Source organism: Streptomyces sp. NPDC046303 (genome assembly GCF_055588085.1).
The window spans coordinates 13,869-39,682 of sequence record NZ_JBVJFA010000021.1; the positions used below are offsets into that span (position 1 = coordinate 13,869).

25 protein-coding genes and 1 tRNA gene are annotated in these 25,814 nt (G+C 73.3%); 15 read left to right on the forward strand and 11 right to left on the reverse strand.

The annotated features are described in order from the left end of the window. Window positions 1-89 precede the first annotated feature (89 nt). Complete coding sequence (locus tag ACZ6I1_RS22210) at window positions 90-1,073, forward strand: aldo/keto reductase (RefSeq protein WP_469289698.1); 984 nt, start codon at window positions 90-92, stop codon at window positions 1,071-1,073. Beyond that, window positions 1,070-3,184, forward strand: a complete 2,115-nt coding sequence (locus ACZ6I1_RS22215) for a helix-hairpin-helix domain-containing protein (protein ID WP_469289700.1) — start codon at window positions 1,070-1,072, stop codon at window positions 3,182-3,184. The genes ACZ6I1_RS22210 and ACZ6I1_RS22215 overlap by 4 nt, the downstream gene beginning before the upstream one ends. A gap of 56 nt (window positions 3,185-3,240) precedes the next feature. On the opposite strand, the gene ACZ6I1_RS22220 is transcribed toward ACZ6I1_RS22215, so the two are convergent. Further along, the gene (locus ACZ6I1_RS22220; RefSeq protein WP_469289701.1) at window positions 3,241-3,915 is read right to left on the reverse strand and encodes a hypothetical protein; all 675 of its coding nucleotides are present in this window, start codon (window positions 3,913-3,915) and stop codon (window positions 3,241-3,243) included. 47 nt (window positions 3,916-3,962) lie between these two features. Between ACZ6I1_RS22220 and ACZ6I1_RS22225 the strand changes: the two genes are divergently transcribed. Beyond that, a complete protein-coding gene (locus tag ACZ6I1_RS22225; RefSeq protein WP_031146791.1) occupies window positions 3,963-4,151 on the forward strand; it encodes a DUF5703 family protein in 189 nt (62 codons plus the stop codon). Window positions 4,152-4,189: 38 nt separating this feature from the next. Here the strand turns inward: ACZ6I1_RS22225 and ACZ6I1_RS22230 are convergent, their stop codons facing one another. The 3 genes from ACZ6I1_RS22230 to ACZ6I1_RS22240 all read right to left on the reverse strand — a co-directional run bounded on the left by ACZ6I1_RS22230 (window position 4,190) and on the right by ACZ6I1_RS22240 (window position 6,781). Next, window positions 4,190-4,948 (reverse strand): chaplin, encoded by a 759-nt coding sequence (locus ACZ6I1_RS22230; protein WP_469289703.1) that lies wholly within the window; start codon window positions 4,946-4,948, stop codon window positions 4,190-4,192. Between the two features lie 129 nt (window positions 4,949-5,077). Then, the gene (locus ACZ6I1_RS22235) at window positions 5,078-5,311 is read right to left on the reverse strand and encodes a chaplin (RefSeq protein WP_469289705.1); all 234 of its coding nucleotides are present in this window, start codon (window positions 5,309-5,311) and stop codon (window positions 5,078-5,080) included. 144 nt (window positions 5,312-5,455) lie between these two features. Then, window positions 5,456-6,781, reverse strand: a complete 1,326-nt coding sequence (locus tag ACZ6I1_RS22240; protein ID WP_361762124.1) for a M20/M25/M40 family metallo-hydrolase — start codon at window positions 6,779-6,781, stop codon at window positions 5,456-5,458. A 168-nt stretch (window positions 6,782-6,949) separates the two neighbouring features. Between ACZ6I1_RS22240 and ACZ6I1_RS22245 the strand changes: the two genes are divergently transcribed. Continuing rightward, window positions 6,950-7,034 (forward strand) — tRNA-Leu (locus ACZ6I1_RS22245). A gap of 113 nt (window positions 7,035-7,147) precedes the next feature. Here the strand turns inward: ACZ6I1_RS22245 and ACZ6I1_RS22250 are convergent. The 3 genes from ACZ6I1_RS22250 to ACZ6I1_RS22260 form a co-directional block, all read right to left on the reverse strand. Next, the gene (locus ACZ6I1_RS22250) at window positions 7,148-8,587 is read right to left on the reverse strand and encodes an amino acid permease (protein WP_469289707.1); all 1,440 of its coding nucleotides are present in this window, start codon (window positions 8,585-8,587) and stop codon (window positions 7,148-7,150) included. A gap of 219 nt (window positions 8,588-8,806) precedes the next feature. Then, window positions 8,807-10,351 carry an APC family permease gene (locus tag ACZ6I1_RS22255; RefSeq protein ID WP_469289709.1) on the reverse strand — a complete coding sequence of 515 codons (1,545 nt, stop codon included), beginning with the start codon at window positions 10,349-10,351 and terminating at the stop codon, window positions 8,807-8,809. 95 nt (window positions 10,352-10,446) lie between these two features. Further along, window positions 10,447-11,394 (reverse strand): hypothetical protein, encoded by a 948-nt coding sequence (locus tag ACZ6I1_RS22260; RefSeq protein WP_469289711.1) that lies wholly within the window; start codon window positions 11,392-11,394, stop codon window positions 10,447-10,449. A gap of 270 nt (window positions 11,395-11,664) precedes the next feature. Between ACZ6I1_RS22260 and ACZ6I1_RS22265 the strand changes: the two genes are divergently transcribed. Next, window positions 11,665-12,090 (forward strand): ASCH domain-containing protein, encoded by a 426-nt coding sequence (locus tag ACZ6I1_RS22265; RefSeq protein WP_469289713.1) that lies wholly within the window; start codon window positions 11,665-11,667, stop codon window positions 12,088-12,090. Window positions 12,091-12,104: 14 nt separating this feature from the next. Here the strand turns inward: ACZ6I1_RS22265 and ACZ6I1_RS22270 are convergent, their stop codons facing one another. Then, window positions 12,105-13,760, reverse strand: coding sequence for an FAD-binding dehydrogenase (locus ACZ6I1_RS22270; RefSeq protein ID WP_469289715.1), 1,656 nt, complete (start codon window positions 13,758-13,760; stop codon window positions 12,105-12,107). Between the two features lie 84 nt (window positions 13,761-13,844). Between ACZ6I1_RS22270 and ACZ6I1_RS22275 the strand changes: the two genes are divergently transcribed. The 7 genes from ACZ6I1_RS22275 to ACZ6I1_RS22305 all read left to right on the forward strand — a co-directional run bounded on the left by ACZ6I1_RS22275 (window position 13,845) and on the right by ACZ6I1_RS22305 (window position 18,927). Beyond that, window positions 13,845-14,369: an NUDIX hydrolase gene (locus ACZ6I1_RS22275; RefSeq protein WP_469289716.1), complete on the forward strand. Its 525-nt coding sequence runs from the start codon at window positions 13,845-13,847 to the stop codon at window positions 14,367-14,369. Further along, entirely contained in the window at window positions 14,366-14,764 is a 399-nt protein-coding gene (locus ACZ6I1_RS22280) for a YidH family protein (RefSeq protein WP_469289718.1), read from the forward strand. The genes ACZ6I1_RS22275 and ACZ6I1_RS22280 overlap by 4 nt, the downstream gene beginning before the upstream one ends. After that, on the forward strand, window positions 14,761-15,084 hold the full coding sequence (locus ACZ6I1_RS22285; protein WP_469289719.1) for a DUF202 domain-containing protein: 324 nt from the start codon (window positions 14,761-14,763) through the stop codon (window positions 15,082-15,084). The genes ACZ6I1_RS22280 and ACZ6I1_RS22285 overlap by 4 nt, the downstream gene beginning before the upstream one ends. A 93-nt stretch (window positions 15,085-15,177) precedes the next feature. After that, window positions 15,178-15,474 carry a hypothetical protein gene (locus ACZ6I1_RS22290; protein WP_469289721.1) on the forward strand — a complete coding sequence of 99 codons (297 nt, stop codon included), beginning with the start codon at window positions 15,178-15,180 and terminating at the stop codon, window positions 15,472-15,474. Between the two features lie 134 nt (window positions 15,475-15,608). After that, window positions 15,609-16,520 carry an MBL fold metallo-hydrolase gene (locus tag ACZ6I1_RS22295; protein ID WP_469289723.1) on the forward strand — a complete coding sequence of 304 codons (912 nt, stop codon included), beginning with the start codon at window positions 15,609-15,611 and terminating at the stop codon, window positions 16,518-16,520. 122 nt (window positions 16,521-16,642) lie between these two features. Further along, window positions 16,643-17,701 (forward strand): phosphotransferase family protein, encoded by a 1,059-nt coding sequence (locus ACZ6I1_RS22300; protein WP_469289725.1) that lies wholly within the window; start codon window positions 16,643-16,645, stop codon window positions 17,699-17,701. Between the two features lie 11 nt (window positions 17,702-17,712). Then, window positions 17,713-18,927, forward strand: a complete 1,215-nt coding sequence (locus ACZ6I1_RS22305) for an acyl-CoA dehydrogenase family protein (RefSeq protein ID WP_469289727.1) — start codon at window positions 17,713-17,715, stop codon at window positions 18,925-18,927. A gap of 42 nt (window positions 18,928-18,969) precedes the next feature. On the opposite strand, the gene ACZ6I1_RS22310 is transcribed toward ACZ6I1_RS22305, so the two are convergent. The 3 genes from ACZ6I1_RS22310 to ACZ6I1_RS22320 are packed head-to-tail and all read right to left on the reverse strand — an operon-like array spanning window position 18,970 to window position 22,261. Next, window positions 18,970-19,575: a TetR/AcrR family transcriptional regulator gene (locus ACZ6I1_RS22310; protein WP_469289729.1), complete on the reverse strand. Its 606-nt coding sequence runs from the start codon at window positions 19,573-19,575 to the stop codon at window positions 18,970-18,972. A gap of 47 nt (window positions 19,576-19,622) precedes the next feature. Continuing rightward, a complete protein-coding gene (locus ACZ6I1_RS22315; protein ID WP_469289731.1) occupies window positions 19,623-21,506 on the reverse strand; it encodes a class I adenylate-forming enzyme family protein in 1,884 nt (627 codons plus the stop codon). Then, entirely contained in the window at window positions 21,491-22,261 is a 771-nt protein-coding gene (locus ACZ6I1_RS22320) for an SDR family oxidoreductase (protein WP_469289733.1), read from the reverse strand. The genes ACZ6I1_RS22315 and ACZ6I1_RS22320 overlap by 16 nt, the downstream gene beginning before the upstream one ends. Window positions 22,262-22,359: 98 nt before the next feature. Between ACZ6I1_RS22320 and ACZ6I1_RS22325 the strand changes: the two genes are divergently transcribed. The 3 genes from ACZ6I1_RS22325 (at window position 22,360) to ACZ6I1_RS22335 (ending at window position 25,808) form a co-directional block, all read left to right on the forward strand. Then, the gene (locus ACZ6I1_RS22325) at window positions 22,360-23,661 is read left to right on the forward strand and encodes an exo-beta-N-acetylmuramidase NamZ family protein (protein ID WP_469289735.1); all 1,302 of its coding nucleotides are present in this window, start codon (window positions 22,360-22,362) and stop codon (window positions 23,659-23,661) included. A gap of 84 nt (window positions 23,662-23,745) precedes the next feature. Then, complete coding sequence (locus ACZ6I1_RS22330; RefSeq protein WP_469289737.1) at window positions 23,746-25,131, forward strand: serine-threonine protein kinase; 1,386 nt, start codon at window positions 23,746-23,748, stop codon at window positions 25,129-25,131. Window positions 25,132-25,226: 95 nt separating this feature from the next. Then, window positions 25,227-25,808, forward strand: coding sequence for a hypothetical protein (locus ACZ6I1_RS22335; protein ID WP_469289739.1), 582 nt, complete (start codon window positions 25,227-25,229; stop codon window positions 25,806-25,808). Window positions 25,809-25,814 lie beyond the last annotated feature (6 nt).

The following is a 25,814-nucleotide window of genomic DNA, read 5'->3' on the forward strand; positions in this document are numbered from 1 at the left end:
TACCGAATATACCGATCAGTAACGTGCGTGTGCGGGGACTCTAGCGCGCCCGGAGCCCTTCCGTCAGTGCCCCAGTAGTCTCAGCGCTCATGGAGCAGAGGCATCTCGGCCGCACCGGACTGCGCGTTTCCCGGATCGGCCTCGGCACCCTCACCTGGGGCCGCGACACCGGCGAGGAAGCCGCCGCCGAGCAGGTGAAGACGTTCTGGGAGGCGGGCGGCACGCTCGTCGACACGGCCGACGTCTACGGCGGCGGGGAGGCGGAGTACCTCCTCGGGCGGCTGCTGTCCGGGCTCGTCCCGCGCCGGGACCTGGTGATCGCGACCAAGGCGGGCAGCGTGCCCGATCCGCATCGGCGGTTCGACGGCTCGCGCGGGCACCTGCTGGACGCGCTCGACGCCTCCCTGGACCGGCTGGGCACCGATTACGTCGACCTGTGGCAGCTGCACGCCTTCGACCCGGTGACCCCGCTGGAGGAAACCCTGCAGGCGCTGGACCTGGCCGTGAGCAGCGGCCGCGCCCGGTACGCCGGCGTGGCGGGCTTCAGCGGCTGGCAGTTGGCGAAGGCGGCGACGTGGCAGCTCGCGGCCCCGGGGCTGCGGACCCGGCTGGCCTCGACCCAGATGGAGTACTCGCTGCTCCAGCGGGGGGTCGAGCGCGAGGTGCTGCCGGCCGCCCTGGACCTGGGCGTCGGCCTCCTCCCCTCCTCCCCGCTGGGGCGCGGGGTCCTGACGGCCAAGTACCGGGCCGGCACCCCGGCGGACTCGCGGGGTGCTTCGGAATCGCTGGCCGCCCTGGTGGAGCCGTACCTGGACGAGGCCGCGGGCCGGATCGTGGACGCGGTGGTGACGGCCGCTCAGGGGCTGGCGGTGACCCCGCTGCAGGTGGCCCTGGCGTGGATCCGGGACCGGCCCGGGGTGGTCGCGCCGATCGTCGGGGCGCGGACGTCGGCGCAGCTCGCGGCGGCTCTGTCAGTGGAGGCCCTTAGTCTTCCCGAGGAGATCTGCCGGGCGCTGGACGATGTGTCGGCGCCCGTGCACCGCTACCCCGATCAGGACTGGAGCACGCTGTGAGTACGGACCGCGAACCCGACCCCGCCGCCGCGGAGGAACCGGCCGAGCCGCAGCCTGCCGCCGAAACCGACACCGACAGCGGCTCCGACACCGACACCGACAGCGGCTCCGACACCGACACCGACACGGACACGGACACGGTGCCCAGTGCGGGGGAAGCGGCGGCGGCCGCCGCGCCCGAACTGAGCGAGGCGCAGGCCGAGCTGGCCGCGCAGAAGATCGAGCGGGAGCGGATCGCCCGGCGCAAGGCCGAACGGGAGGCGCCCGTCGAGGCCGGGGCGAAGCTCAGCGGGAAGGCCGCCGACCTGCTGGCCGCCGTACGGGCCGTGGAGAGCGGGGCGAAGCCCCCGTCCGTGTACTTCGACGAGGCCCCGGCCGCGCCGCGCAAGGCGGCCTCCGCTCCCCCGCCGCCGCCCCGCAGGGCGGCGCAGGCTCCGGCCGCCGCCGCGCCCGCCGCGGACACCGTCGACGCCGTACGGGCCGTCCTGGCCCGGGGCGGCGCCCCAGAGGAGCTGGCCGCCGCGGCCGCGGCGGCGCTCGCCGACGACGCCGCCGAGCGGCTCGCCGAGAACCCCTGGCTGCTGCTGTCGGTGCCCGCGGTGCGCCCGACCCAGGCGGACGGCTTCGCCCGGGCCCTGCTGGGCCCCGGGGCCGGCCCCGGCGACGAGCGCCGCACCGCCGCCCTGGTCGGCTGGCTGCTGGTCCAGGCCGGGATCAAGGGGCACACCGCGCTGGAAGCACCGGTCCTGCGGTCGGCGCTGGCCCAGTACGGCGTACCGGAACCCGACGAGGCCCTGGAGGCGGCCATCGCCGAGGGTTCGGTGCTGGTCTTCCACGAGCCGCTCGGCCCGCCGGCCGCGGAGGACGAGGAGCAGCCCGTCCGCGTGCTGGTGGGCCTGGAGGGTGCGGCGATGGCCGAGGAGAGCCTGGCCGACGGCCTGGCCCGGATCGCCAGCACCTTCGACGCCCCGGCGGACTGGGAGAAGGCGGCCACCGGCCCCGGCGCCGAGCTGATCCGTGCCGTCGCGGGCCATGGCCTGGTCGCCCACACCGGCGGCGAGGCCGCCCGCGCCGAACCGCTCGCCCTGCTGGCCGCCGCCCGGGAGTCCGGGCTGCGGGCCTGCCTGGCCGCGCACGTGCCCTCGGCCGAGGGGGTCACCGTCGCCGGGCTGCTCGCCGGGGCGGAGGGGCCGGGCCGGGACGCCGACGGGCAGTTCGACCTGGACCTGCTGGTGGTCCTGGACGCGCCGCAGCTGGACGTGGAGACCGCGGCCGCCCTGGTGGAGTCGGTCCCCGACGGGGCCCGCCTGGTGCTCTCCGGGGACCCCTCGGTGCTCGGGTCCGCCGGGCCGGGGCGGGTGTTCGCCGATCTGCTGGCGGCCCGTACCTGTCCTCAGGTGGTCTCCCGCGTCCCGGACCCCGGACCGCTCGGCGAGCTGGTCTCGGGGGTCGGCATCGGGGAACTGAACCAGGTGGACGCCCCCGGCAAGGAGGTCGTCATCGTGCCGGTGCGCGACGCCGGGGAAGCCGTGCACCGGGCCGTGCAGCTGGTGGCCGAGTCGGTGCCGCGGGCCTTCGGGATCCCGGCGGACAGCGTGCAGGTGATCACCCCGGGCCACGGCGGCTCGGCGGGCACCCGGGCACTGAACGCGGCCCTCAAGGAGCGGCTGAACCCGGGTCCCGGCCGGTTCGGCGGCTTCGATCCCGGCGACCGGGTGGTCCACGTGCCGTCCCCCGGCCGGGCCCTGCCGGCCCGCGTGGTGTCGGCCGACGCGCAGGGGCTGCACCTGGAGCGTGCGGGCGCGCCGCTCGTCGTACCGAAGGAGCTCGTGGAGTCCCAGGTGCGGCACGGCTGGGCGGTGACCGCGCACCAGGCGGTGGGTGCGCGCTGGCCGGCGGTGGTGGTCGTCCTGCCCGGCGACGCGGCACAGGCCCTCTCCCGGGACTGGGTGTACACGGCCTTCGGGCGGGCCGAGCGGCACCTGTCCGTGGTGCACGGCGTGGACCAGGCGCTGGCGCATGCGGTGGCGGAGGTGCTGCCGAAGCCGCGTACGACCCGGCTGACGGGCCTGCTGACCTCCCTGGCGGCGGCGGGCGAGCAGCCGGAGTAGCGAGAAGCGGCCCCCCGCACTGCGGGGGGCCGCTTCCGTTCCCGTTCGGGCGCCGCTCAGGCCGGGGTCAGACCGGGCCGCGCGGGCTCGTCCTCTTCCACGTCCTCGTCCTCGTCCTCGGCGAACTCGTCGGTCTCCTCGTCGAAGACGGTGCTGACGTCGAACCGGTGCATGACGTCCTCCGGATCGGTGTGCCCGAAGGGCGAATTGAGCCACTCCCCCGGCTCCGCCATCTCCTCCGAGGCCGCGATCCACAGCGTGGAGTCGCCTTCCTCCAGCCCGAACTCCTTGTAGCGGGAGGCGATCTCGTCGGGCTCGTACTCCCCGAAGAGGACGCCCAGCGCATCCGCGGTGCCGCCGTCGTGGACGAGTTCGGCGTCCCGGTCGTGCGCGGCGACCCGCTCGGCCTGGGCGATCAGCCGCTGTGGCTCGACCACGGCGTAGTCGCGGCGGATGAGCACGCTGAAGGCGGGGGGCTCGGCGGGGCCGGTGTACGGGACGCCGTCGTCGGGTGTGGGGATCTCGAAGGGGGTGACCTCGTCGTAGCGGTCGTAGAGGAGTTCGTCGTACTCCTCGGCCGCGGCGGCGAGTTCGTTGAACGCGGCGTAGACGTCGGGATCCTCGTCCCCGGTCCTGCTCTCGACCGCGGCGAGGTGCCGGTCGAGCGCTTCTTTGACCGCCTCGGCGGCGGCGCGTACCTCGGCAGCAGTGGGCAGAGCGGCATCAGACATAGAGCAGACGCTATCCGTAGCAGGGCTCTGCCCGCACAATAGATGCGATGCCGGAATACGAATTCGTCGACGTGTACGTGCCTCGCGGGGTTCCCCGCAAGGAGGCGACCCGCCTGCTGACCGATCATGCCGAGTACGGGAACTGGGAGCTCGACCGCCTGACCCTGCACCGGGACGGCAGCCGCCGTGTGCGACTGCGCCGCCGGATCATCCGTCAGGTCCGCGCGACCTGGTGACGCGGGCCCCGCGTGCGGGGCCCGCGCCTGAGCCGTCGTCAGGCGGCGCTGCGGGCGCGCCGGTAGAGCACGGCGCCGCCCAGCAGCAGGCCGCCGGCCAGCGGGAGGCCGGCCGTGAGGACGTCACCGGAGCCGGTCGCGGCGAGGGCGGCCGACGGGCCGGGGACGCCGGTCTCCTGAGCGGGGTGCGTGATCGGCGTGACGGGCGTGACGGAACCCGTGGCCGGGGCGATGCCCGTTCCCGGCGTACCGGGGTGTCCGGGCTGTCCGGGGTTGCCGGGGTTCTGGTGGCCGGGGTTGCCGGGGTTGCCGTTTCCGGGGTTCCCCGTACCCGGGTTGCCGTTCCCCGGGTTGCCGTTCCCGGGGTTCTCCGTACCCGGATTGCCCGGTGTGCCCGGGTTTCCGGGGTTCGTGCCGGGATTGCCCGGCGTACCGGGGTGGTCGTCGCACGGTTCGTCGCCGCCGCCCGGCTGACCGGGGCCGCCCGGGTTCCCCGGGTGGTCAGGCGTGTCGGGGTGGTCCGGCTGCCCGGGCCGGCCCCCGTCCGAACCGTTGGAGCAGTGGTTGCCGAAGGCCGGGTTGAGGCCTCCCACCACCGTCACGGTGTTCCCGCAGGCGTTCACGGGCGCGTTCACGGGCGCCTGCACGTTGTTCCCGGACAGCAGTCCCGGAGAGTTGGCGGCATGCCCCGAGGCGCCGGAGTCCGCGTGTGCGTACCCCCCGCCCATGGCGAGGACGCCCCCCGCGGCAGCCATGGTGATCAGGGTCTTCCTGGTGGCCTGTGCCGGTCGTCGCATCTGTACTCGTCCCCTGGTGTGTACGTCCAGGCTCCCCCGCCTGGTCCGCCGAAAGTGAGAATCCGGGCCGGAAAGCCCGGTGGCCCCGGAACGCTGGAATGCGCTCCGGGGCCGAAGACTTCAGACGCGTCAGGCGTTGACGCAGGTGTTGCCGAAGGCCGGGTTCAGCAGGCCGATGATGTTGACCGTGTTGCCGCAGACGTTCACGGGGATGTGAATCGGCACCTGGACGACGTTGCCGGACAGGACACCCGGGGAGCCGATGGCCGCACCCTGGGCGCCCGCGTCGGCGACAGCCACGCCCGCTCCCGCGAGAACCAGGCCACCGGTGGCAGCCGCAGCGGCGACAACCTTCTTGATCATTGTTCCTCCTAGTAGGCAAGTGCGGTCCCAGCCGCGGACCGCACCACCTGTAACGAGGAGGGATCACCGGGGCTACGAGCGTATGAGCGCATTCACTCTTCCCAGTGGTCTGCGCACACTTCTGCGATTCCCGCGCGTTGTCCCTCAGGCGTTGTCGATGAACCGGTCGAGGACCCGGACGCCGAACTTCAGCCCGTCGACCGGAACCCGCTCGTCCACGCCGTGGAACATGCCGGCGAAGTCCAGCTCCGGCGGCAGCTGCAGCGGCGCGAAGCCGAAGCAGCGGATGCCGAGGTCGTCGAAGGACTTGGCGTCCGTACCGCCCGAGAGCATGTACGGGACGGCCCGCGCGATCGGGTCCTCGGCCTTCAGGGCGCCCTGCATCGCGTCGACCAGCCGGCCGTCGAAGTCCGTTTCCAGGGCCTTGTCCCCGTGCACGTCCTCCCGCTTGACGCGGGGGCCGAGGATGCGGTCGAGGTCGGCGAAGAACTCGTCCTCGTAGCCCGGCAGGAAGCGGCCGTCGACATGGGCCGTCGCCTGGCCGGGAATGACGTTGACCTTGTAGCCGGCGCCGAGCATCGTCGGGGCGGCGGAGTTGCGCAGCGTCGCGCCGACCATCTTGGCGATGCCGCCGAGCTTGGCGAGCGTGGCGTCCATGTTGTCCGGGTCCAGCGGGGTCCCGAGCGCGTCCGAGAGCTCGTCCAGGAAGCTCCGTACGGTCTTGGTCACGCGCACCGGCCACTGGTGGCGTCCGAGCCGCCCCACGGCCTCGCACAGCTCCGTGATCGCGTTGTCGTTGTTGGTCATGGAGCCGTGGCCGGCGGTGCCCTCGACCGTCAGCCGCATCCAGTGCATGCCCTTCTGGGCGGTCTCCACGAGGTAGAGCCGCAGGTTCTCGTTCACGGTGAAGGAGAAGCCGCCGACCTCGCCGATCGCCTCGGTGACGCCCTCGAAGAGCCCCGGGTGCTTGTCGACGAGGTGCCGCGCCCCGTAGACGCCGCCGGCCTCCTCGTCGGCGAGGAAGGCGAGCACGATGTCGCGCGGGGGCTTGCGGCCGCTGCGCATGCGGTCGCGGACGACGGCCAGCGTCATCGCGTCCATGTCCTTCATGTCGACGGCGCCGCGGCCCCACACGCAGCCGTCGGCGATCTCGCCCGCGAAGGGGTCGTACGTCCAGTCGGCGGCATTGGCCGGGACCACGTCGGTGTGCCCGTGGATCAGCAGCGCGGGCCGGGAGGGGTCCTCCCCCTCGATGCGCGCCACGGTCGAGGCGCGTCCCTTGTGCGACTCGAAGATCTGCGGCTCCAGCCCGACCTCCGCGAGCTTCTCGGCCACCCACTCGGCCGCCTTGCGTTCGCCCGGCCCCGAGTGGTCTCCGTAGTTGCTGGTGTCGATCCGGATGAGGTCCCGGCAGAGGTCGACGACCTCGTCCTCGCCGGAGACGGTCCTGCCCGCGCTCGACTCGCTCACGCTGCTTCCTCCCACTGATCGGTACCGAACTGCCTCCATCCTCCCGCTCGGGACCGTTCTCCCCAAGGGCACTCCCTGGCCACGAGGGGGTGTGATCGAGGACCCCGGAATGTTTGGTAATGTTTTCCACGTCGGAACGGCCCGCGAGGGACGCGAGACAGACACCTTGTCCGGGTGGCGGAATGGCAGACGCGCTAGCTTGAGGTGCTAGTGCCCTTTATCGGGCGTGGGGGTTCAAGTCCCCCCTCGGACACAAAAGAAGGACCCCGCTCCGGCGGGGTCCTTTTCGTTGTCCCGGCGTGCGGACGCCGAAAACCGCTCGCGGAGCCTCCCGTGTGCGGGGGGCTCCGCGAGCGGCCGGGATGGTCAGTCGCGGGCTGCGGCGAGTTCCGCGACGCGGCCGCGGACCAGGAACCAGCCGCCTACCAGGGCGGCGGCGATGGCCGGGACGAACATGACCGTGGTGCGGCCCACACCGCCGTCGCACCACATCAGGACGAGGACGGCGAGGAGGAAGGCCAGGGTCACGAGCTGGGTGTACGGGGCCCAGGGCAGGCGGTAGGCGGGGCGTTCGACGCGGCCCTGCTTCGCGCGGCGCCAGAAGTGGAGCGAGCAGATCATGACCATCGCCCAGGTGCCGAGGATGCCGAGCGAGGCGAAGTTCAGGACGATCTCGAAGGCCTCCTCCTCCATGAAGTAGTTCAGGCCGACGCCCGCGACGCCGAAGGCGGCGGTGAACAGGACCCCGCCGTACGGGACCTTGCCCTTGTTCATGAGGCCGGTGAACCGGGGGGCGGAGCCGGACAGGGCCATCGAGCGCAGGATGCGGCCGGTGGAGTAGAGGCCGGAGTTCAGGCTGGACAGGGCCGCCGTCAGCACGACCAGGTTCATGATGCCCGCGGCGCCGGGGATGCCGAGCTTGTCGAAGACCGTGACGAAGGGGCTCTGGTCGGAGGAGTACGCCGTGTAGGGCAGGAGCAGGGCGAGCAGGACCACGGAGCCCACGTAGAAGAGGCCCACGCGCCACATGATCGAGTTGATCGCCTTCGGCATGATCTTCTCGGGGTTCTCGGTCTCACCGGCGGCGACGCCGCAGAGTTCGACGGAGGCGTACGCGAAGACCACGCCCTGGATCACCAGGAGCATCGGCAGGACGCCGGACGGGAAGATGCCGCCGTTGTCGGTGATGGTGGACAGGCCCGGGGTGTGGCCGCCGATCTCGTGGCTGGTGGCCACGAGCCAGATCCCGACGATCAGGAAGATGACCAGGGCCGCGACCTTGACCAGGGAGAACCAGAACTCCATCTCACCGAAGTACTTCACCGAGATCAGGTTCGCGGTGAGGACGACGGCCAGGGCGATGAAGGCGAGGACCCACTGGGGGACGTCGGTGAACAGCGACCAGAAGTGGGCGTAGGTCGCGGCGGCGGTGATGTCGGCCACAGTGGTCGTGGACCAGTTGAGGAAGTAGAGCCAGCCCGCCGTGTAGGCGCCCTTCTCGCCCATGAACTCGCGCGCGTACGAGACGAAGGCGCCGGACGAGGGGCGGTAGAGCACGAGCTCGCCGAGGGCCCGGACGACGAAGAAGGCGAAGACACCGCAGACCGCGTAGGCGATCGCCAGGGAGGGCCCCGCTCCGGCGAGGCGGCCGCCGGCGCCCAGGAACAGGCCGGTGCCTATCGCCCCGCCGATCGCGATCATGTTGATGTGGCGGGACTTGAGGTCCTTGCTGTAGCCCTCGTCACCGGCGTCGACGTGGCGGGAAGACGCCGGGGCGGGGGCCTCGGTCAAGGTGCGGTCACTCATGGATGACTTCGCCTTCGTGGGGGTCGGACAGGCAGGCCCGGACCGCCGCGCAGGGGAGCTGGGTGGTGTCCCCTGTGCAGCGGTTCGGTCGTTTTGATCGCCCCAGGAGACCATGGGGGTCCGCCACCCGCCAAAATCGACCCCAGCGCATCGAAGCCCCCGACGACCTTGGAAAGGGGCGTCGGGGGCTTCGTCGAGGCTGGAAAGCCAGGTGCCGGGTCAGTTCCTGGCGGTGGCTTCCGCCGCCTGGTCGAGACGGAAGGCCTCGTTGCCCAGGCCGATGCGGGCGTGCACCTCGGGGCGGCTGCGGCGCAGGAAGGTCCCGTAGAGCAGCCCGGTGACGACGGCGGCGCCGATGATGCCGGGCAGCACCCAGCTGAGCGCGGAGCCCTGCGCGGCGCCGACGAGGACGCCGAAGTCCTTGACGGTGTACACGGCGATGGCGAGCAGGGCGAGTCCGGCGGCGCCGGCCGCGACGAGCCGCCAGATCTGAGCGCCGGCGGTGCCGCGGCGGACGAAGAAGGCGATGACGGCGAAGGAGGCGGCGGCCATGAGGAGGGTCACGCCGAGGGCGCCGACGCTGCCCATCCAGGTGAACAGGTGGAGCACGGGGGCGGTCGGGTCGCCGGTGGGCTTGTCGTCGGTGACGGCGAAGGCGATCACGACGAGGGCGGCGATGCCGGTCTGGAGGAGGGAGCCGGTGGCGGGGGCGCCGGTGCCCGAGCTGGTCCGGCCGAAGACGGCCGGGAGCAGGCCCTCGCGGCCCATGGCGAAGGCGTAGCGGGCGACCACGTTGTGGAAGCTGAGCATGGCCGCGAACATGCCGGTCACGAAGAGGACGTGCAGGACGTCGGTGAAGGTGGCGCCGAGGCGTGCCTCGGTGAGCTGGAAGAGCAGGCCGGGGCCGGCTTCGGCGGAGGTCTTGACCACCTCGGCGGGGCCGGTGGCGACGGTGAGGGCCCAGGCGCTCAGGGCGAAGAACAGGGCGACGAAGCCGACGGCGAGGAACATCACCCGGGACACGACGATGTGCGGCTTGCTGGTCTCCTCGGCGTACACCGGGGACTGCTCGAATCCGACGAAGGCGGCGATGCAGAAGCACAGGGCGGTGCCGAGGCCGGGTCCGGTGAGGGCCTCGGGGTTGAAGGCGCTGAGCGAGAGGCCTTCCGGGCCGGGCTTGCCGAGGGCGGCGAGGTCGAAGACGACGACGAGGGCGCACTCGATGAGGAGCAGGACGCCGAGGACCTTGGCGTTGAGGTCGATCTTCAGCCAGCCGAGGGCGCCGGTGGCGGCGACGGCGAGCAGCGCCGGGATCCACCAGGCGAGTTCGATCTCGAGATAGGTGGCGAAGAGGCCGGATATCTCGAAGCCGAGGATGCCGTAGACGCCGACCTGCATGGCGCTGTACGCGACGAGGGCGACCAGGGAGGCTCCGGCGCCCGCGGTGGGGCCGAGGCCGCGCGCGATGTAGGCGTAGAAGGCGCCGGCGTTGTGGACGTGCCGGCTCATCTCGGCGTAGCCGATGCTGAAGAGCGCGAGGACGATGCCGAGGATGACGAAGAGCAGCGGCTGGCCCATGATGCCCATGACGCCGAAGGTGGTGGGCATCACACCGGCGACCACCATCAGGGGCGCGCTGGCGGCGAGTACGGAGAGCAGCAGGCCTGCGGTGCCCAGGCGGTCGGCGCGCAGGGCCCGGTCCTGGCCCTTGTACGTGCGGATCTCGGCCGGGTCCTGGAGCGTGGTGGATCTGCCCGTCGGCATGGCGGGTCCGTCCTTTCGTGTGGGCTGGGGGTCGTCCGGGGGGTCGGCCGTGGGGGTCCGGGGCCGGCCCGGGGTGGTCGGGGTGCGGCCCGCGGTCAGGCGGTGCCGAGCGCGGCGCGGCGCGCGGCGAGGAAGGCCTTGTGCGGGTCGAGGTCCGGGTAGGACCACGGGGCGGGGGTGGCGTGGCTGCCGATCCGGTGGAACAGGGCGGCGGCCTCGGCGGGGCGGCCCTCGCAGAGCTTGGCGTGGGCGAGGAAGTTGAGGTCGACACGGTTGCGGGGGTGGTCTTCGCGTTCCCACTCCAGCCACCAGTCGAAGGCGGAGCGCAGCACCTGGCGGGCGCGGCGGCCGGACCAGTGCTGGGCGGCGTTGCCGAAGGTGTGCCCGTGGCTGGCGGCGAGCACCCGGTAGCGCTCGGCGTGCGCGATGACGGGGAGCACGGCGAGCGGGGAGTCGGCCGGGGACTCCTCGGCGGCCCAAGCGGCGAAGTCGTAGACCTCGTGGAGCGGGTCGTGGCCGGCGGCGGGGGTGCGCTCGGCCAGCCGGGCGACCATCAGGTGGTGGGCGTGGTGGTGTTCGCGGTGCCGGGCCCGGACCTGGTCGAAGTGGCGGCTGAACTCCTCCTCGGTGCCGAAGGCGCGGGAGAGGAGGAGCAGGGCGAGCCAGGGGGTGGGGTCGGCGGGGAGCAGGGCGGCGGCCCGGCGGCAGGCGTCCTCGGCCGCGGCCGGGGTGCCCTTGCGGCGCAGGGCGGTGAAGACGGCGGCGCAGGCGAGGAGGGTGGCGGCGTCGGCGCTCTCGGGTTCGGCGAGCAGCCATTCGCGGGCCCAGGCGGTGGCTGCGGGGGTTTCGGCGAGGACGACGATGCGGTGGCCGCGGCGGTCCCAGTCGTCGCCGGTGCCGACCAGGAGGGACCTGGCCTTGGCCCATCGCCCCTGGGTGAACTGGGTGCGGACGTCGACGAGTTCGGCGTCGCAGAGGGCGGGGTCGAAGAGCTGGGCGTCCCGCTTGCGGGCGCGGCCGAGGGGCGGCGGAGGCGGGGACATCCGCGGGTTTCCCTCCAGGGCGCGGTCGGACGGGGGTGCTGACGAGCGGTGGCCGGAAAACGTGCATGATGCACGGGGGTGGTGCGGCCGTGTGGTGTGCGGATCCTGCCGGTGAGCGAACCGGTGATCACTGACAGCAAAGCGGTACGCACAGCTCCGAGTCAAGGTCCAGTCCACTGCGTGGCGGGTTTCAACTGCTGTGATGATGGTGTGAGTTGGGGGGTTGTGCCGGTTCGGGGCGGGGTTCGCCGCGCCGGTTAGGCTCGGGCCATGACGACGTACGACGCTCTTCCCCCGTACCTGCTGGGCTTCCCCGGGCCGCTGCGCGACCGGCTGGTTGCGGCCGTGCTGAGCGGGGCGAAGACCACCACGACGGGGCTGCTCGCGGGGTACGAGGCGGAGGACGAGCCGCTGCCCGTGGCGGGGCAGCGGACGGCCCTGCTGGATTCCGCCGAACGTCCGGTGGCCGTCCTCGAGGTGACGGACGTACGGGTGCTGCGGCTCGGCGAGGTGGACCTGGAGCACGCGCTGGCCGAGGGTGAGGGGTACGCGTCCGTGGCCGAATGGCGCTCCTCCCACGAGAGGTTCTGGCACGGGCCCGAACTGCGCGAGCTGCTCGGCGATCCGGGGTTCACGGTGGACGACGACACTCCGGTGGTGGCGGAGCGGTTCCGGATCGTCGAGCGGCTGGACTGAGACGGGGGGCGGGGTCAGCCGACCGCCTTCGCCGCGGCCCGCCCCGCCGCCCGGCCCGAGAAGAGGCAGCCGCCCAGGAAGGTGCCCTCCAGGGCCCGGTAGCCGTGCACCCCGCCGCCGCCGAAGCCGGCCGCCTCGCCCGCCGCGTAGACGCCGGGCAGCGGTTCGCCGTCCGTCGCCAGGACGCGCGAGGAGAGGTCGGTCTCCAGGCCGCCCAGGGACTTGCGGGTCAGGATCGACAGCCGTACCGCGATCAGCGGCCCGGCCCCGGCGTCCAGGATCCGGTGCGGTGCGGCCGTGCGGATGAGCTTGTCGCCGAGGTACTTGCGGGCCCCGTGGATGGCCGTCACCTGGAGGTCCTTGCTGAACGGGTTGGCGATCTCCCGGTCCCGGGCGGTGATCACGCGGCGCAGTTCGGCCTCGTCGATCAGGTCTTCCTTGGTGACGGCGTTCATCCCGCGCACCAGGGCGGACAGGTCCCGCTCGACGACGAAGTCGGCGCCGTTGTCCATGAAGGCCTTGACCGGTGCGGGGACGGCCTGGCGGGCGCGGTTGATGACGTCGCGGACCGACTTGCCGGTGAGGTCCGGGTTCTGCTCGGAGCCGGAGAGGGCGAACTCCTTGCCGATGATGCGCTGGTTGAGGACGAACCAGGTGTGGTCGTGACCGGTCTTCATGATGTGGTCGAGGGTGCCGAGGGTGTCGAAGCCCGGGAAGAGCGGTACGGGCAGCCGCCGGCCCTTCGCGTCCAGCCAGAGCGAGGAGGGGCCGGGCAGGATGCGGATGCCGTGCCGGGACCAGATCGGGTCCCAGTTCTGGATGCCCTCGGTGTAGTGCCACATCCGGTCCTTGTTGATGTGGCTGGCGCCCGCCTCCTCGGCGATCCCGAGCATCAGGCCGTCCACGTGCGCGGGGACCCCGGAGAGCATCCGCTCGGGCGGGGTGCCGAGCCGGGCGGGCCACTGCGCGCGCACGAGGTCGTGGTTGCCGCCGATGCCGCCGCTGGTCACGATCACGGCCTGGGCCCGCAGGGAGAAGGCCCCGGTGGTCCCGCGGCTGCTCGCGGCGCCCCGTACGGCGTCGGAGGGCTCCAGGACCTCGCCGGTCACGGTGTCCACCGCGCCCGCGGTGCGGGAGAGCCCGGTCACGCGGTGGCGGAACCTCAGCTGGACCAGGCCGCGGGCCACCCCGGCCCGGACCCGGCGCTCGAAGGGTTCGACCAGGCCGGGGCCGGTGCCCCAGGTGATGTGGAAGCGGGGGACGGAGTTGCCGTGGCCCTCGGCGTCGTAGCCGCCGCGCTCGGCCCAGCCGACCACCGGGAAGAAGCGGACACCCTGCGCGTGCAGCCAGGGGCGCTTCTCCCCGGCGGCGAAGTCCACGTACGCCTCGGCCCAGCGGCGCGGCCAGCCGTCCTCCGCGCGGTCGAAACCGGCGGTGCCCAGCCAGTCCTGGAGGGCGAGGTCGCGGCTGTCCTTGATCCGCATCCGGCGCTGCTCGGGCGAGTCCACGAGGAACAGCCCGCCGAAGGACCAGTGGGCCTGGCCGCCGATTGACTGCTCGGGCTCCTGGTCGAGCAGGATGACCTTGCGGCCCGCGTCGACGAGTTCGGCGGTGGCGGCGAGCCCGGCCAGCCCGGCCCCGATCACGATCACGTCTGCGTCGTACGTCATGCGTATACCCGTCCTCCGTCGGTGGTGGGGCAGATCCTTGGCTACGGAGCGGTAACCAGTCAACAGCGGTGGTTGGATGGACGGGTGAGTGCCGCTGATGAAGTACTGGACGTGGTGGACCGCGAGGACCGGGTCGTGGGGCAGGCTCCGCGGGGCGAGGTGTACGCGCGGGGGCTGCTCCACCGCTGCGTGTTCGTGCAGGCCGCGGACGCGCAGGGGCGGATCTTCGTCCACCGGCGCACGGCGTCGAAGCTGGTGTTCCCCTCGTACTACGACATGTTCGTGGGCGGGGTCCTGGGCGCCGGGGAGGGCTACGCGCGGGCCGCGCTGCGGGAGGCCGAGGAGGAACTGGGCGTGAGCGGGCTGCCGCAGCCGGTGCCGCTGTTCAAGTTCCTCTACGAGGGGCCGGGCGGGGCCTGGTGGTCGTACGTGCACGAGGTGCGGTGCGAGCTGCCGGTGGCTCCGCAGGAGTCCGAGGTGGACTGGCACACCTACCTCTCCTCGGAGGAACTGGACCGGCGCGTCGCCGGCGGGGAGTGGGCCTGGGTGCCGGACGGGCTGGAGGCGTACCGGCGGCTGCGGGAGTTCCGCCGTAGATTGCCCCTGTGATCGACTTCGTCAAAGACGTCCGTCTCTGGTTCGCGCCGCAGGGCCTCCAGGACGAGGGCGAGACCCCCGACTACCGCTTCTCGCTGGCCAACGAGCGGACCTTCCTCGCCTGGATCCGGACCGCGCTGGCCCTGGTGGGCGGGGGTTTCGCCGTCGACCAGTTCCTGCCGGACCTGCGGTGGGGGGTGCGGGTCGGGATGGCCTTCGCGCTGCTCGCGGTGGGCGCGGCGTGTGCGCTGCGGGCGGTCAACCACTGGGTGCGGTGCGAGCGGGCGATGCGGCGGGGCGGGGACCTGCCGATGTCACGGTTCCCGGTGGTGCTGAGCCTGGGGGTCGGGCTGGTCGCCGTGGCGATGGTGGTGGTCGTGGCGCTGGGCTGGACGTCGGGGCGGTGAGCCCGTCCCGGGACGACGAGGTGCGCGACGCGGGACTCCAGCCCGAACGGACCCGGCTCGCGTGGCGGCGTACGACGCTGGCCTCGGCGGTGGTGGCGGTGCTGGCGCTGCGGCAGGCGCTGCGCGGGTCCGGGCGGCCGCTGGAGCTGGCCGGGGCCGCCGTGGCCGCTCTGGTCTGGCTGGTCTTCCTGGGGGTGGCGCACCGGCGGATCCGGGCACTGGCGGCGGGCCGGCCGCCGGCGCTCCCGCCGCGCGCGGCCCTGGCGGTGGTGGCCTGCACGACGGCGCTGGCGGTCTTCGCGATGGCCGTGATCATCTGAGCCGATGGTCGGATGGTCCGGCTTCTGCGCGCCACCCGGACACCGACGGGACAGAACGGGCGATCCGGGATGATCCGCACTAGCCTCGGCGCCATGACCACTCAGCACCTGGAACACCCCACGCACGCGCACACCCACGGCCCCGACTGCGGGCACCAGGCCGTCGCGCACGGCGACCACGTCGACTACGCGCACGACGGGCACCTCCACCGGGAGCACTCCGGGCACTGGGACGAGTGCGAGAGCAGCGGGCACACGACCCACGACGGCCACAGCCACGTGCACGGCTCGGACTGCGGGCACGCGGCGGTCCGGCACGGGGACCACGTGGACTACGTACACGACGGACACCGGCACGCCGAGCACGACGGGCACTACGACGACCACTGACGGCCACTGACGGGCACACGGCCCATGACGGCCACTGACTGAAAATCCACTCAGGAGCGGCACCCGCCCTCCCCCGGAGCCGCGACGGCTGGCAGGATGCCGACCGCCCGTCACAGCGATCCGGGGAGACGCCGATGACCGTCGACAAGCCGTACCTCGTCCAGCCCGCACCGGGGGTGTACGCGTACGTCCAGCCGGACGGCGGCTGGTGCCTCAACAACGCCGGCTTCGTCAGCGACGGCGGCCGGACCCTGCTCGTCGACACCGCCGCCACCGAGCGGCGGGCCCTGGCCCTGCGCGAGGCGGTGAAGACGGCCGGGGTGCCGCTCCCCCGCACCGTCGTGAACACCCACCACCACGGCGACCACACCTACGGCAACGGGGTGTTCACACCCGAGGCGCTGGTCCTCGGGCACGACAACGCGCGCGCCGAACAGCTCGCCGCCGGGCACCAGCTGGAGCTGATCTGGCCCGGGACCGACTTCGGCGCGATAGAGATCACCGCGCCCGACCTGACCTACAGCGACCGGATGACCCTGTACGCCGGCGAGACGGAGGTGCGGGTCATCCACCCCGGCGTCGCGCACACCACCGGCGACTCGATCGTGTGGCTGCCCCGGCAGCGGGTGGTGTTCACGGGCGACCTGGTCTTCGCCGGGGGCACGCCCTTCCTCGCGATGGGCTCCCTCGCCGGATCGCTGCGGGCGCTGGAGCTGCTGCGCTCCCTGGACGCGGAGACGGTCGTACCGGGACACGGGCCGCTGACCGACGCCTCGGCCTACGAGGCCACCGACCGCTACCTCCGGTTCGTGGCCGGACTGGCCCGGGAGGGGCGGGCGGAGGGGCTGACCCCGCTGGAGACCGCCCGCCGGGCCGACCTCGGCGAGTTCGCGGCCTGGCGGGAGAGCGAGCGGCTGGTGGCGAACCTGCACCGGGCGTACGCCGAACTGGCCGGGGAACCGGAGGGCGCCGCCCTGGACATCCTGGCGGTGCTCAAGGACATGACGGTGATGAACGGCGGGACGCCCATCCTCTGCCACGCCTGAGTTCCGCGGCGGGAGCAGTTCCTCGGGGCTGCGCTCTGGACTACATACCGACTGGTCGGCATGATGGCCTCCGAGTGAACACCGTGAACCGTCACCGTCTGACTCCGTACGGAGGTGCCCCCATGACCCCAGCCCCGGACGATCCGCGAGGCCTCGATCTGGAACGGCTGCGCGGCCATCTCGACAGCGTGCGGCCCGGGCTCGCGGCCGGGGCGCTGAGCGGCCGGCTGATCGAAGGGGGCCGGTCGAACCTCACGTACGAGGTGACCGACGGCGCCGCCCGCTGGGTGGTGCGCCGTCCCCCGCTCGGCCACGTCCTGGACACGGCGCACGACATGCGGCGCGAGCACCGGGTGATCGCGGCCCTGCACGGGACGGCCGTACCGGTGCCCGAGCCGGTGCTGCTGTGCGAGGACGAGTCCGTGCTCGGCGCGCCCTTCTACGTCATGGAGTACGTGGAGGGGGTGCCGTACCGCACGGCGGGCGAGCTCGCCGCACTCGGCCCCGAGCGCACGCGGCGGGCGGTGCTCGGCCTGGTGGACACGCTGGTCGACCTGCACGCGGTGGACCCGGCGGCCGTCGGCCTGGGCGACTTCGGCCGCCCCGAGGGCTTCCTGGACCGGCAGCTGCGCCGCTGGGGCAAGCAGCTCGCGGCTTCCCGGGGGCGGGAACTCGCCGGGATCGAGGAGCTGCACCTCACGCTCGGGCGGACGCTGCCCGGCTCCCCCGCGCCGACCGTGGTGCACGGGGACTTCCGGCTCGACAACGTGCTGATCGGCGGCCCGGACGACCAGATTCGGGCGGTGCTGGACTGGGAGATGTCCACGCTGGGCGATCCGCTGACCGATCTCGGGCTGCTGGTGATGTACAGCTCGGACCTGGGTCTGACCGAATCTCCGGTCAGCACCACCAGCGGGGCTCCGGGACATCCGACGCCCGCCGAGCTGGTCGAACGGTACGCGGCCCGTTCCGGCCGGGACACCGGTGCGATCGCCTGGTACACGGCGTTCGCCTGGTTCAAGCTCGCGGTGATCCTCGAGGGGATCCACTACCGCTACACGCTCGGGCAGACCGTCGGCGCGGGCTTCGACCGGATCGGCGAGCTGGTCCCGGTCTTCATCGAGCACGGTCTGAGCACCCTCCGGGCCCCCCACACCTTTCAGAACCGCCACGAAGGCTGAGGCAGCAACCCATGGACTTCGCATTCGACGCCCGGACCGAGGAACTCCGCGAGCGGCTCCTCGCGTTCATGGAGGAGTACGTCTACCCGGCGGAGCCCGTCGCCGCCGAGCAGCGCGCGCGGCTGGCCTCGCCCTGGGACACCCCGGCCGTCTTCGGTGAACTGAAGGCCGAGGCACGCCGCCAGGGCCTGTGGAACCTCTTCCTTCCGGACTCCGGGTACGGCGCCGGGCTGACCAACCTCCAGTACGCCCCGCTCGCCGAGATCACCGGCCGCAGCCCGCACCTGGCCCCGATGGCGACCAACTGCGCGGCCCCGGACACCGGGAACATGGAGCTGCTCGCCCAGTTCGGCGGCGAGGAGCACAAGAAGCAGTGGCTGGAGCCGCTGCTGGCCGGGGAGATCCGCTCCGCGTTCGCGATGACCGAGCCGGAGGTGGCGTCCTCGGACGCGACCAACATCGAGACGCGGATCGAGCGCGCGGGCGACGAGTACGTGGTCACCGGGCGCAAGTGGTTCATCTCCGGGGCGATGAACCCGGACTGCAAGATCTTCATCGTGATGGGCAAGACCGACCCGGAGGGCGCCGATCCGCGCCGCCAGCAGTCGATGGTCCTGGTGCCGCGCGACACCCCGGGGGTCGAGGTCCGCCGGGCCATGACGGTGTACGGGTACGAGGACCACGATCACGGCGGGCACGCGGAGGTGGTCTTCGACGGGGCGCGGGTCCCGGCGGCGAACCTGATCGGCGCGGAGGGCACCGGCTTCGCCATTGCCCAGGCGCGGCTCGGCCCGGGCCGCATCCACCACTGCATGCGGCTGATCGGCATGGCGGAGCGGGCGATCGAGCTGATGTGCCGGCGCGCCGTGGAGCGTACGGCCTTCGGCAAGCCGCTGGCCGCGCAGGGCGTCGTACAGAACTGGATCGCGGACGCCCGGGTGACGGTGGAGCAGTTGCGGCTGCTGGTGCTGAAGACGGCCTGGCTGATGGACACCGTCGGGAACCGGGGCGCGCACACCGAGATCCAGGCCATCAAGATCGCGACCCCGCGGGCGGTGGTGCGGATCCTGGACGACGCGGTGCAGCTGCACGGCGCGGGCGGGGTGAGCCAGGACCTCCCGCTCGCCGAACTGTGGGCCGCCGCGCGGACGCTGCGGCTGGCGGACGGGCCGGACGAGGTGCACCAGCGGTCGCTGGCACGGCGCGAGCTGAAGAAGTACATGTAGCGCTGGTGCCCGGGGGCTTTCGGTCCCGCCCCCGGGCCGGGCTCAGGGACGCAGTGCGCGCAGCAGCAGGTCGGCGAGGTGATCGGCGACCTGCTGCGGGGTGAGCGGCCCGTCCGCGCGGTACCAGGTCGACAGGTGGTGCACGGAGCCGAAGTGGTAGTCGACCACCAGGTCGGCGGGGGTGGCGTCGGAGAACACGCCGGTGCGCTGGCCCTCTTCGATCAGCGCCCGGAAGCGCTCGTGGTAGCGCCGGCGCTCCGCCCGCACCTGCTTGAACTTCTCCGGGCTGAGCTGGTGCATCGACCGGAAGAAGATCATCGCGTCGTCGAGGTTCTCGATGGTGGTGACCACCACGTCGGCGGCGGCCGCCCGCAGACGGTCCTCGACGGGCGCGTCGGATCCGGCCACCGCGTCGAGCCGCTGCTGCTGCCGGCGCAGCATGCGCGCGTACACCTCGTGCAGCAGGTCGTCCTTGGACCCGAAGTAGTGGTAGAGCGCACCCTTGGTGACCCCGGCCGCCTCGACGATCTCCTGTACGGAGGTGCGGTCGTAGCCGCGCTCGGCGAACAGCCGGGTGGCGACGGCCAGCAGCCGCTGCGGCACCGGGGCCTCGTGCGTGCCGTCGGGTTCCGTGGTCCTGGCAGCCATGGCGCCGACCTTCCTTCCATTCCAGCTGTACGACCATCCGACTGTTTTCAGCCGCGGTCGCGCAGTTCCCGTCGCAGGATCTTGCCACTGGTGGTCTTCGGCAGGACAGGCAGGATCTCCACGTGGCGGGGGTACTTGTAGGCGGCGATGCGCTCGGCGCAGTAGGCGGACAGCTCGGCCGGCTCCGCGTGGGCGCCGGGACGGAGGCTGACGTACGCCTTCACGCTCTCCCCGCGGTAGGGGTCGGGGACGCCGACCACGGCCGCCTCGCGGACCGCCGGATGGGTGTAGAGCACGTCCTCGACCTCGCGCGGCCACACCTTGAAGCCGGAGGCGCTGATCATGTCCTTCTTGCGGTCGACGACGTAGAGCCAGCCGTCCGCGTCCATGAAACCGACGTCCCCGGTGCGCAGTTCGCCGTCCGGAAAGGCCCGGGCGGTTTCGGCGGGCAGGCCCCAGTAGCCCGGCACGACCTGCGGGCCCCGGACGGCTATCTCGCCGGTCTCGCCCAGGGGCACCTCGGCGCCCTGCTCGTCGAGGATCCGGACGACGGTGTCGGCGCCCGGGACTCCCACGGAGAGCGTGCCGGTGGCCGGGTCGACGGGGGCTTCGAGGTGCGGGGGGACGCTGGCGCAGGGGGCGGTGCACTCGGTGAGGCCGTAGCCGTTGCGCAGGTAGAAGCCGAAGGCGCCGCGCAGCCGTTCGACGAGCGCGGGCGGCAGCGGGGCTCCGCCGGAGGAGATCACCCGGAACGAGGCGAAGTGGTCGCGGGTGACCTCCGGGTGGGCGGCCAGGGCCATGAAGGCGGTGGCCGGGCCGATGGTGTAGGCGGGGCGGTGCTCCAGGAAGGCGTCGAGCACGACCGCGGCGTCGAAGCGGTGGGCGAGGACGAGGGTGCCGGCGTTGGCGAAGCAGGCGCTGAGCTCGCAGACCATGCCGGTGATGTGGAAGAGGGGCGCGAGGGCGAAGTAGGTGGCGCCCTCGGGGAGGGGGTGGGCGGTGACCTGGCGCACGGCGTTGTAGGTGAGGGCGCCGTGGGGGTTCAGGGCGCCCTTGGGGGTGCCGCTGGTGCCGGAGGTGTAGCTGATGAGGGCGGTGTCGGTGTGGGTGAGGTGCGGGTCGGGCGGCGCGGGGTGGCCCTGGCGGGCCACGGTGGCGAGATCGGCCGGGTCCGCGGCCGACGGGCCGGGGGCGGACTGCGGGCCCGGGGCGGGCTGCGGGCCCGGGGCGGGCTGCGGGCCCGCGGTGGGCTGCGGGCCCGGGGCGGGCTGCGGGCCCGGGGCGGGCTGCGGGTCCGCGGTGGGCTGCGGGTCCGCCGTGGGCCGCAGGTCCAGCACGGACTGCGGGTCCCGGGCAGTCGCGCGGGTGCGCCTGGCGGGATCGCCCGGTTCCGCCGCCTCGGACGGCCCCGGCCGGCCGAAGACCCTGGGGTCGTTGCGGGTCTGGAAGTCCAGGTCCCGGGCGGTCAGGACGGTCCGTACGGCCGTGCCCCCGACGGCCTCGCGGAGGTACGCCTCCCACGCCCCGCCGTCGCAGACCAGGGCGGTGGCCCCGGAGTCGCGCAGGATGTGCCCGACCTCGCCGGCCTTGTACATGGGGTTGAGCGGGACGACGACGGCCCCGGCCTTCCAGGCGGCGAGGACCGACAGCACGAAGTGCGGGGTGTTCTGCAGCATGACGGCGACCCGGTCCCCGCGGCGGATGCCGTGCGCTGCGAGGTGGCCGGCGACCGAGTCGGACAGCGCGTCGGCCTCGGCGTAGCCGGTGCGGCCGTCGAAGTAGGCGAGCGCGGTGCGCTCGGGGGCCCGGGCCACGGCCGCGCGGAAGGCGTGCAGCACGGTCGGCGGCGGGGCGACGGGCGCCCGCTGGGCCGGGCTGAGCAGCGCCAGCCAGGGCTGGGCGGCGTACGGGGAGCTCACGGGGTCTCCCATTTCCGTTGGAGGTGGTTCATGCCGCTCAGCCAGCGGTCCGGGTCGGTGGCGCGCGCGGCATAGAAATCCGCGACCTCGGGGTGCGGGAGGATCAAGAACCGGCCCTTCTCCATGCCGTCGAACAGTGCGTCAGCGACCGCCTCCGGCTCGATCGCGGTCGGTGCGAGGACGAGCTCACCCGCCGATCCCGCGGCCGTCAGCATGTCGGTGCGCACCCCTTGCGGGCAGATGGCGTGGACCTGGACACCGCGGTGGCGGTAGGTCAGCGAGAGCCATTCGGCGAAGGCGAGCGCACCGTGCTTGGTGACACTGTACGGCGCCGCTCCGATCATGGTCAGGAGTCCGGCGGCGGAGACGGTGGACACGAAGCGGCCGCTCCCCCGCTCCAGCCAGTCCGGCAGGAGCAGCCGGGCCGCGCGGACGTGGGCCATGACGTTGGTGTCCCAGGCCGCCTCCCAGACGGCCTCGTCGGCGAACGCGTCGCCGCCGGAGGCCAGTCCGGCATTGGCGCAGTAGACGTCGATGCCGCCGCCGAGGGCCTCCCGGGCCTCGGCCACGATCGCCGACGCGTCGCCGGGGACGGAGATCGCGCGGGCGCCGATCGCGCCCGCCACGGCGGCGGCCCTGGCCGGGTCGAGGTCGTTGACGACGACCGTGGCGCCCTCGGCGGCGAAGCGGTGGGCGAGGGCGGCGCCGATCCCGCCGCCCGCTCCGGTGACGACGACTCGCTGGTCCTGGTACGCGTACGCGCTCACGGGGATCACCTTTCGGGGGACGGACGGCTGCGGGATCGTGGGCAGACTAACCAGTCGGTATGTCGGGACGGAAGGGGGTCGCGCCCTAGCGTGGCGGGATGACTCTCTCGCGACGCGGGGTGCTGGGACTGGCGGGGGCCATCGGGGCGGCAGGGGCGGTGGGCGCTGCCGGCGGCGCGGCGGCCGCCGGGGCCGCGGGGCCGGACCGCCCGGCCGGCGCGGCGGCCGCTCCGCGGACGGGGCGGGTGCGGACCGGCTTCGAGTGCCTCGCCGCGGACGGGTACGCCGCCCTCGCCGGGCAGAAGGTCGGCGTGGTCACCAACCCGACCGGGATCACCGCCGACGCCCGCCACCTGGTCGACGTACTGCACGCGGACGACCGGGTGGACCTGGTCGCGGTGTTCGGCCCTGAGCACGGGTTCCGCGGGACGGCGCAGGCGGGCGGCTCCGAGGGGGCCTCCCGGGATCCGGCGACGGGGCTGCCGGTGTACGACACGTACGACAAGAGCGGGCAGCGGCTCGCGGACGTGTTCACGGCGGCCGGGATCGACACCGTCGTCTTCGACATCCAGGACGTCGGGGCACGCTTCTACACCTACATCTGGACGCTCTACGACTGCATGCGCGCGGCCGCCCTCGCCGGAAAGGCGGTGGTGGTGCTGGACCGGCCCAACCCGGTGGGCGGCCGGCGGGCCGCGGGGCCGGTGCTGGAGCGGCCGTACGCGAGCTTCGTGGGCCGGGAACCGATCGCGCTGGCGCACGGGATGACGGCGGCCGAGCTGGCCCTGCTCTTCAACGGGGAGTTCCTGTCCCGGCTGCCTGAAAAATCAGTCAGGCTGCGGACGGTGGCCATGACCGGGTGGCGGCGGGACGCGTTCTTCGGCGGGACCGGGCTGCCCTGGGTGCCGCCCAGCCCGAACATGCCGACCCCGGACACGGCCCTCGCGTACGCCGGCACCTGCCTGTTCGAGGGGACGAACCTGTCCGAAGGCCGCGGGACGACCACGCCCTTCGAGGTGCTGGGCGCGGAGGGCGTCGACCGGCGGTGGGCGGAGGCGGCGAACCTGCTGGACCTGCCGGGGGTCTGGTTCCGGGAGGCGTACTTCACGCCGTCCTTCTCCAAACACGCCGGGAAGGTCTGCGGCGGTGTCCGGCTGATCGTGCACGACCGGGAGGCCTTCGATCCGGTACGGGCCGGGATCGGGCTGCTGGTCACGGCCCGCCGGTCGTGGAGCGGCTTCGCCTGGCGCACGGACCACTGGATCGACAAGCTGACGGGCTCGGACCGGGTGCGGAAGCTGGTGGACGCCGGGGCCGGAGTGGACGAGATCGCCGGTGACTGGGCGGCGGGCCTGGCCCGGTTCGAGGCGGTGCGCGCGGAGTACTTGCTCTACGCGTGAGCCGGTGGCGTCCGGGGTCTGGCCGGGTGGGCGGACCCGCAGGATCCTGGATCCACCGGGCGCACGCGTGGAGGGGGACGTGACATGACGGACAGCGGAGCCGGGATCGGGGCCGGGGCAGGGGTCGGGGTCGGGGTTGCAGCCGGGGTTGGCGTGACGGCCGCGGCCGCGGCCGGGTTGGGGATCGGGGTCGGGCCGTACGCGGAGCTGACCTTCGACTCCGAGGGGGACGTGGACCGCGGCACGCTGGCGGCGGTGGCCCGGATCGATGCCACGGACCTGCTGGTCTTCGCGCACGGCTGGAACAGCGACCGGTCCACGGCGACCCGGCTCTACGACCGGTTCTTCGCCCCCTTCCCGGGGCTGGTCGGGCCGGGGGTGCGGCTGGGGTACGTGGGCGTCGTATGGCCCTCGATGCGCTTCTCCGACGAGCCGATACCGGACTTCGACGAGCCGGCCGCGCTCGCGGAGTCCGGCTTCGGGACGGCGCTCGATCCCGGGACCCGGCAGGCGCTCGGGGAGTTCTGGCCGGGGCGGCAGGCGGAGCTGGACCGGGTGGCCGAACTGCTGGAGGAGCGGCCGGAGTCGGAGGCCGCCTTCATCGAGTTCGGGGCACTCGTACGGGAACTCGCGGGCGTGGACGTGGTGGACGGCGTTGCCGCGGCCGGCATGCCGTCGGCCGAGCCCGTACCCGCCGTGTTCGCGGAGGACGTGCTGGAGGTCTGCCGGGCCCTGACCGACGCGCTGGCCGAGGCGGGCGCGCCGCCAGGAGACTCGCCCGGACGGGGCCTCGCGTTCGGCGGCGGGCTGCGCCCGTTGTGGAACGGCGCGAAGGAGCTGCTGCGGCAAGCGACGTACTACAAGATGAAGAAGCGGGCCGGTGTGGTCGGCGAGCGCGGCCTCGGACCGGTCCTGGGCGACCTGGCGGCCCGGCGGCCGGGCCTGCGGATCCATCTGGTCGGGCACAGCTTCGGGGCGCGGCTGGTGTCGTTCGCGCTGCGCGCCGTACCGGACGGCGCCCGGCACGTGGCCTCCCTGACCCTGCTCCAGGGGGCCTTCTCCCACTACGCGTTCTCGCAGCGGCTGCCGCACGACGGGAGCCGCGGCGGCGCCCTGGGCGGCCTGCAGCGCAGGGTCGACGGACCGGTGGTGGCCTGCCATTCCCCGCACGACACCTCCCTGCGGGTGTTCTACCCGCTGGCCTCCCGGATGGCGGGCGATTCGGCCGGACTGCTGGGCCTCGGCGACCGCTGGGGCGCGATCGGGCACGACGGGGTGCAGGCCGTACCCGGTGCGCCCCGGCTGACCCTGGACGCCGCCCTGCGGGAGGGGGTGCCCGCCGCGGGCTGCGTCAGCGTGGACGCGGGCTCGGTGGTGCGGCGCGGCGGCGCTCCCTCGGGGGCGCACAGCGACATCTGCCACGAGGAGCTGGCCCGGCTCGTGGTGGCCGCGGGGCGCATGGGGCGCTGAGTTCCGGCCATGTGCCACCCGCACGCCTCGACCGCCCCCGCATGCGCCCGCCACCCGCAGGGCATGTTGGGCACATCGGTGGAGGTGAAAGTGCGATGGCGGGATTCCGGAGTCTGGCCTACCAAGTACGCGACGCGCGCAACGACCGGGCCCTGCGGCGCCATTCGCTGCGCCGCTGCCTGGAGCGGTTCGCTCCGTACGGGCACCGGGCCACGTGGTGGCACCTGTGCGACCGGCACGGGATCGCCCCCGAGGACCGGGGGGCCGACCCCTTGCGGCTGGTCGCCGCGCTGGAGGAGCTGGAGGACGCGCGGGCGGTCTGGCTGGAGTACGAGCGCCAGTTCGCGGAGCGGCGACGGCGGGAGAAGCACCACGGGCTGCGCCGTCCGGAGTGGGCGTGGGGCGGGAGCGGGGACGCGGTGGTGCGGTGCGCGGATCCCGGGGTGCGGCCGGAGGGGGCCCTCGGAGAGGTGCTGCGGCGGCTGGTGAAGGCGCTGGAGTCGGAGCCGGGCACGGCGTGCCCGGTCTGCGGGGAGGAGGAGCTGCGGTGGTCGGCCGTGCCCGCGGTCGGTTCCTGGGAGGGGGCTTGGGCCTGGGACGGTCCGGTGTGCGGGGGCTGCGGGATCGTGGTGCCGAGACCGGCGCTGGCGGACACCCCGACGGCGGGGGCGGCATGAGGCCCC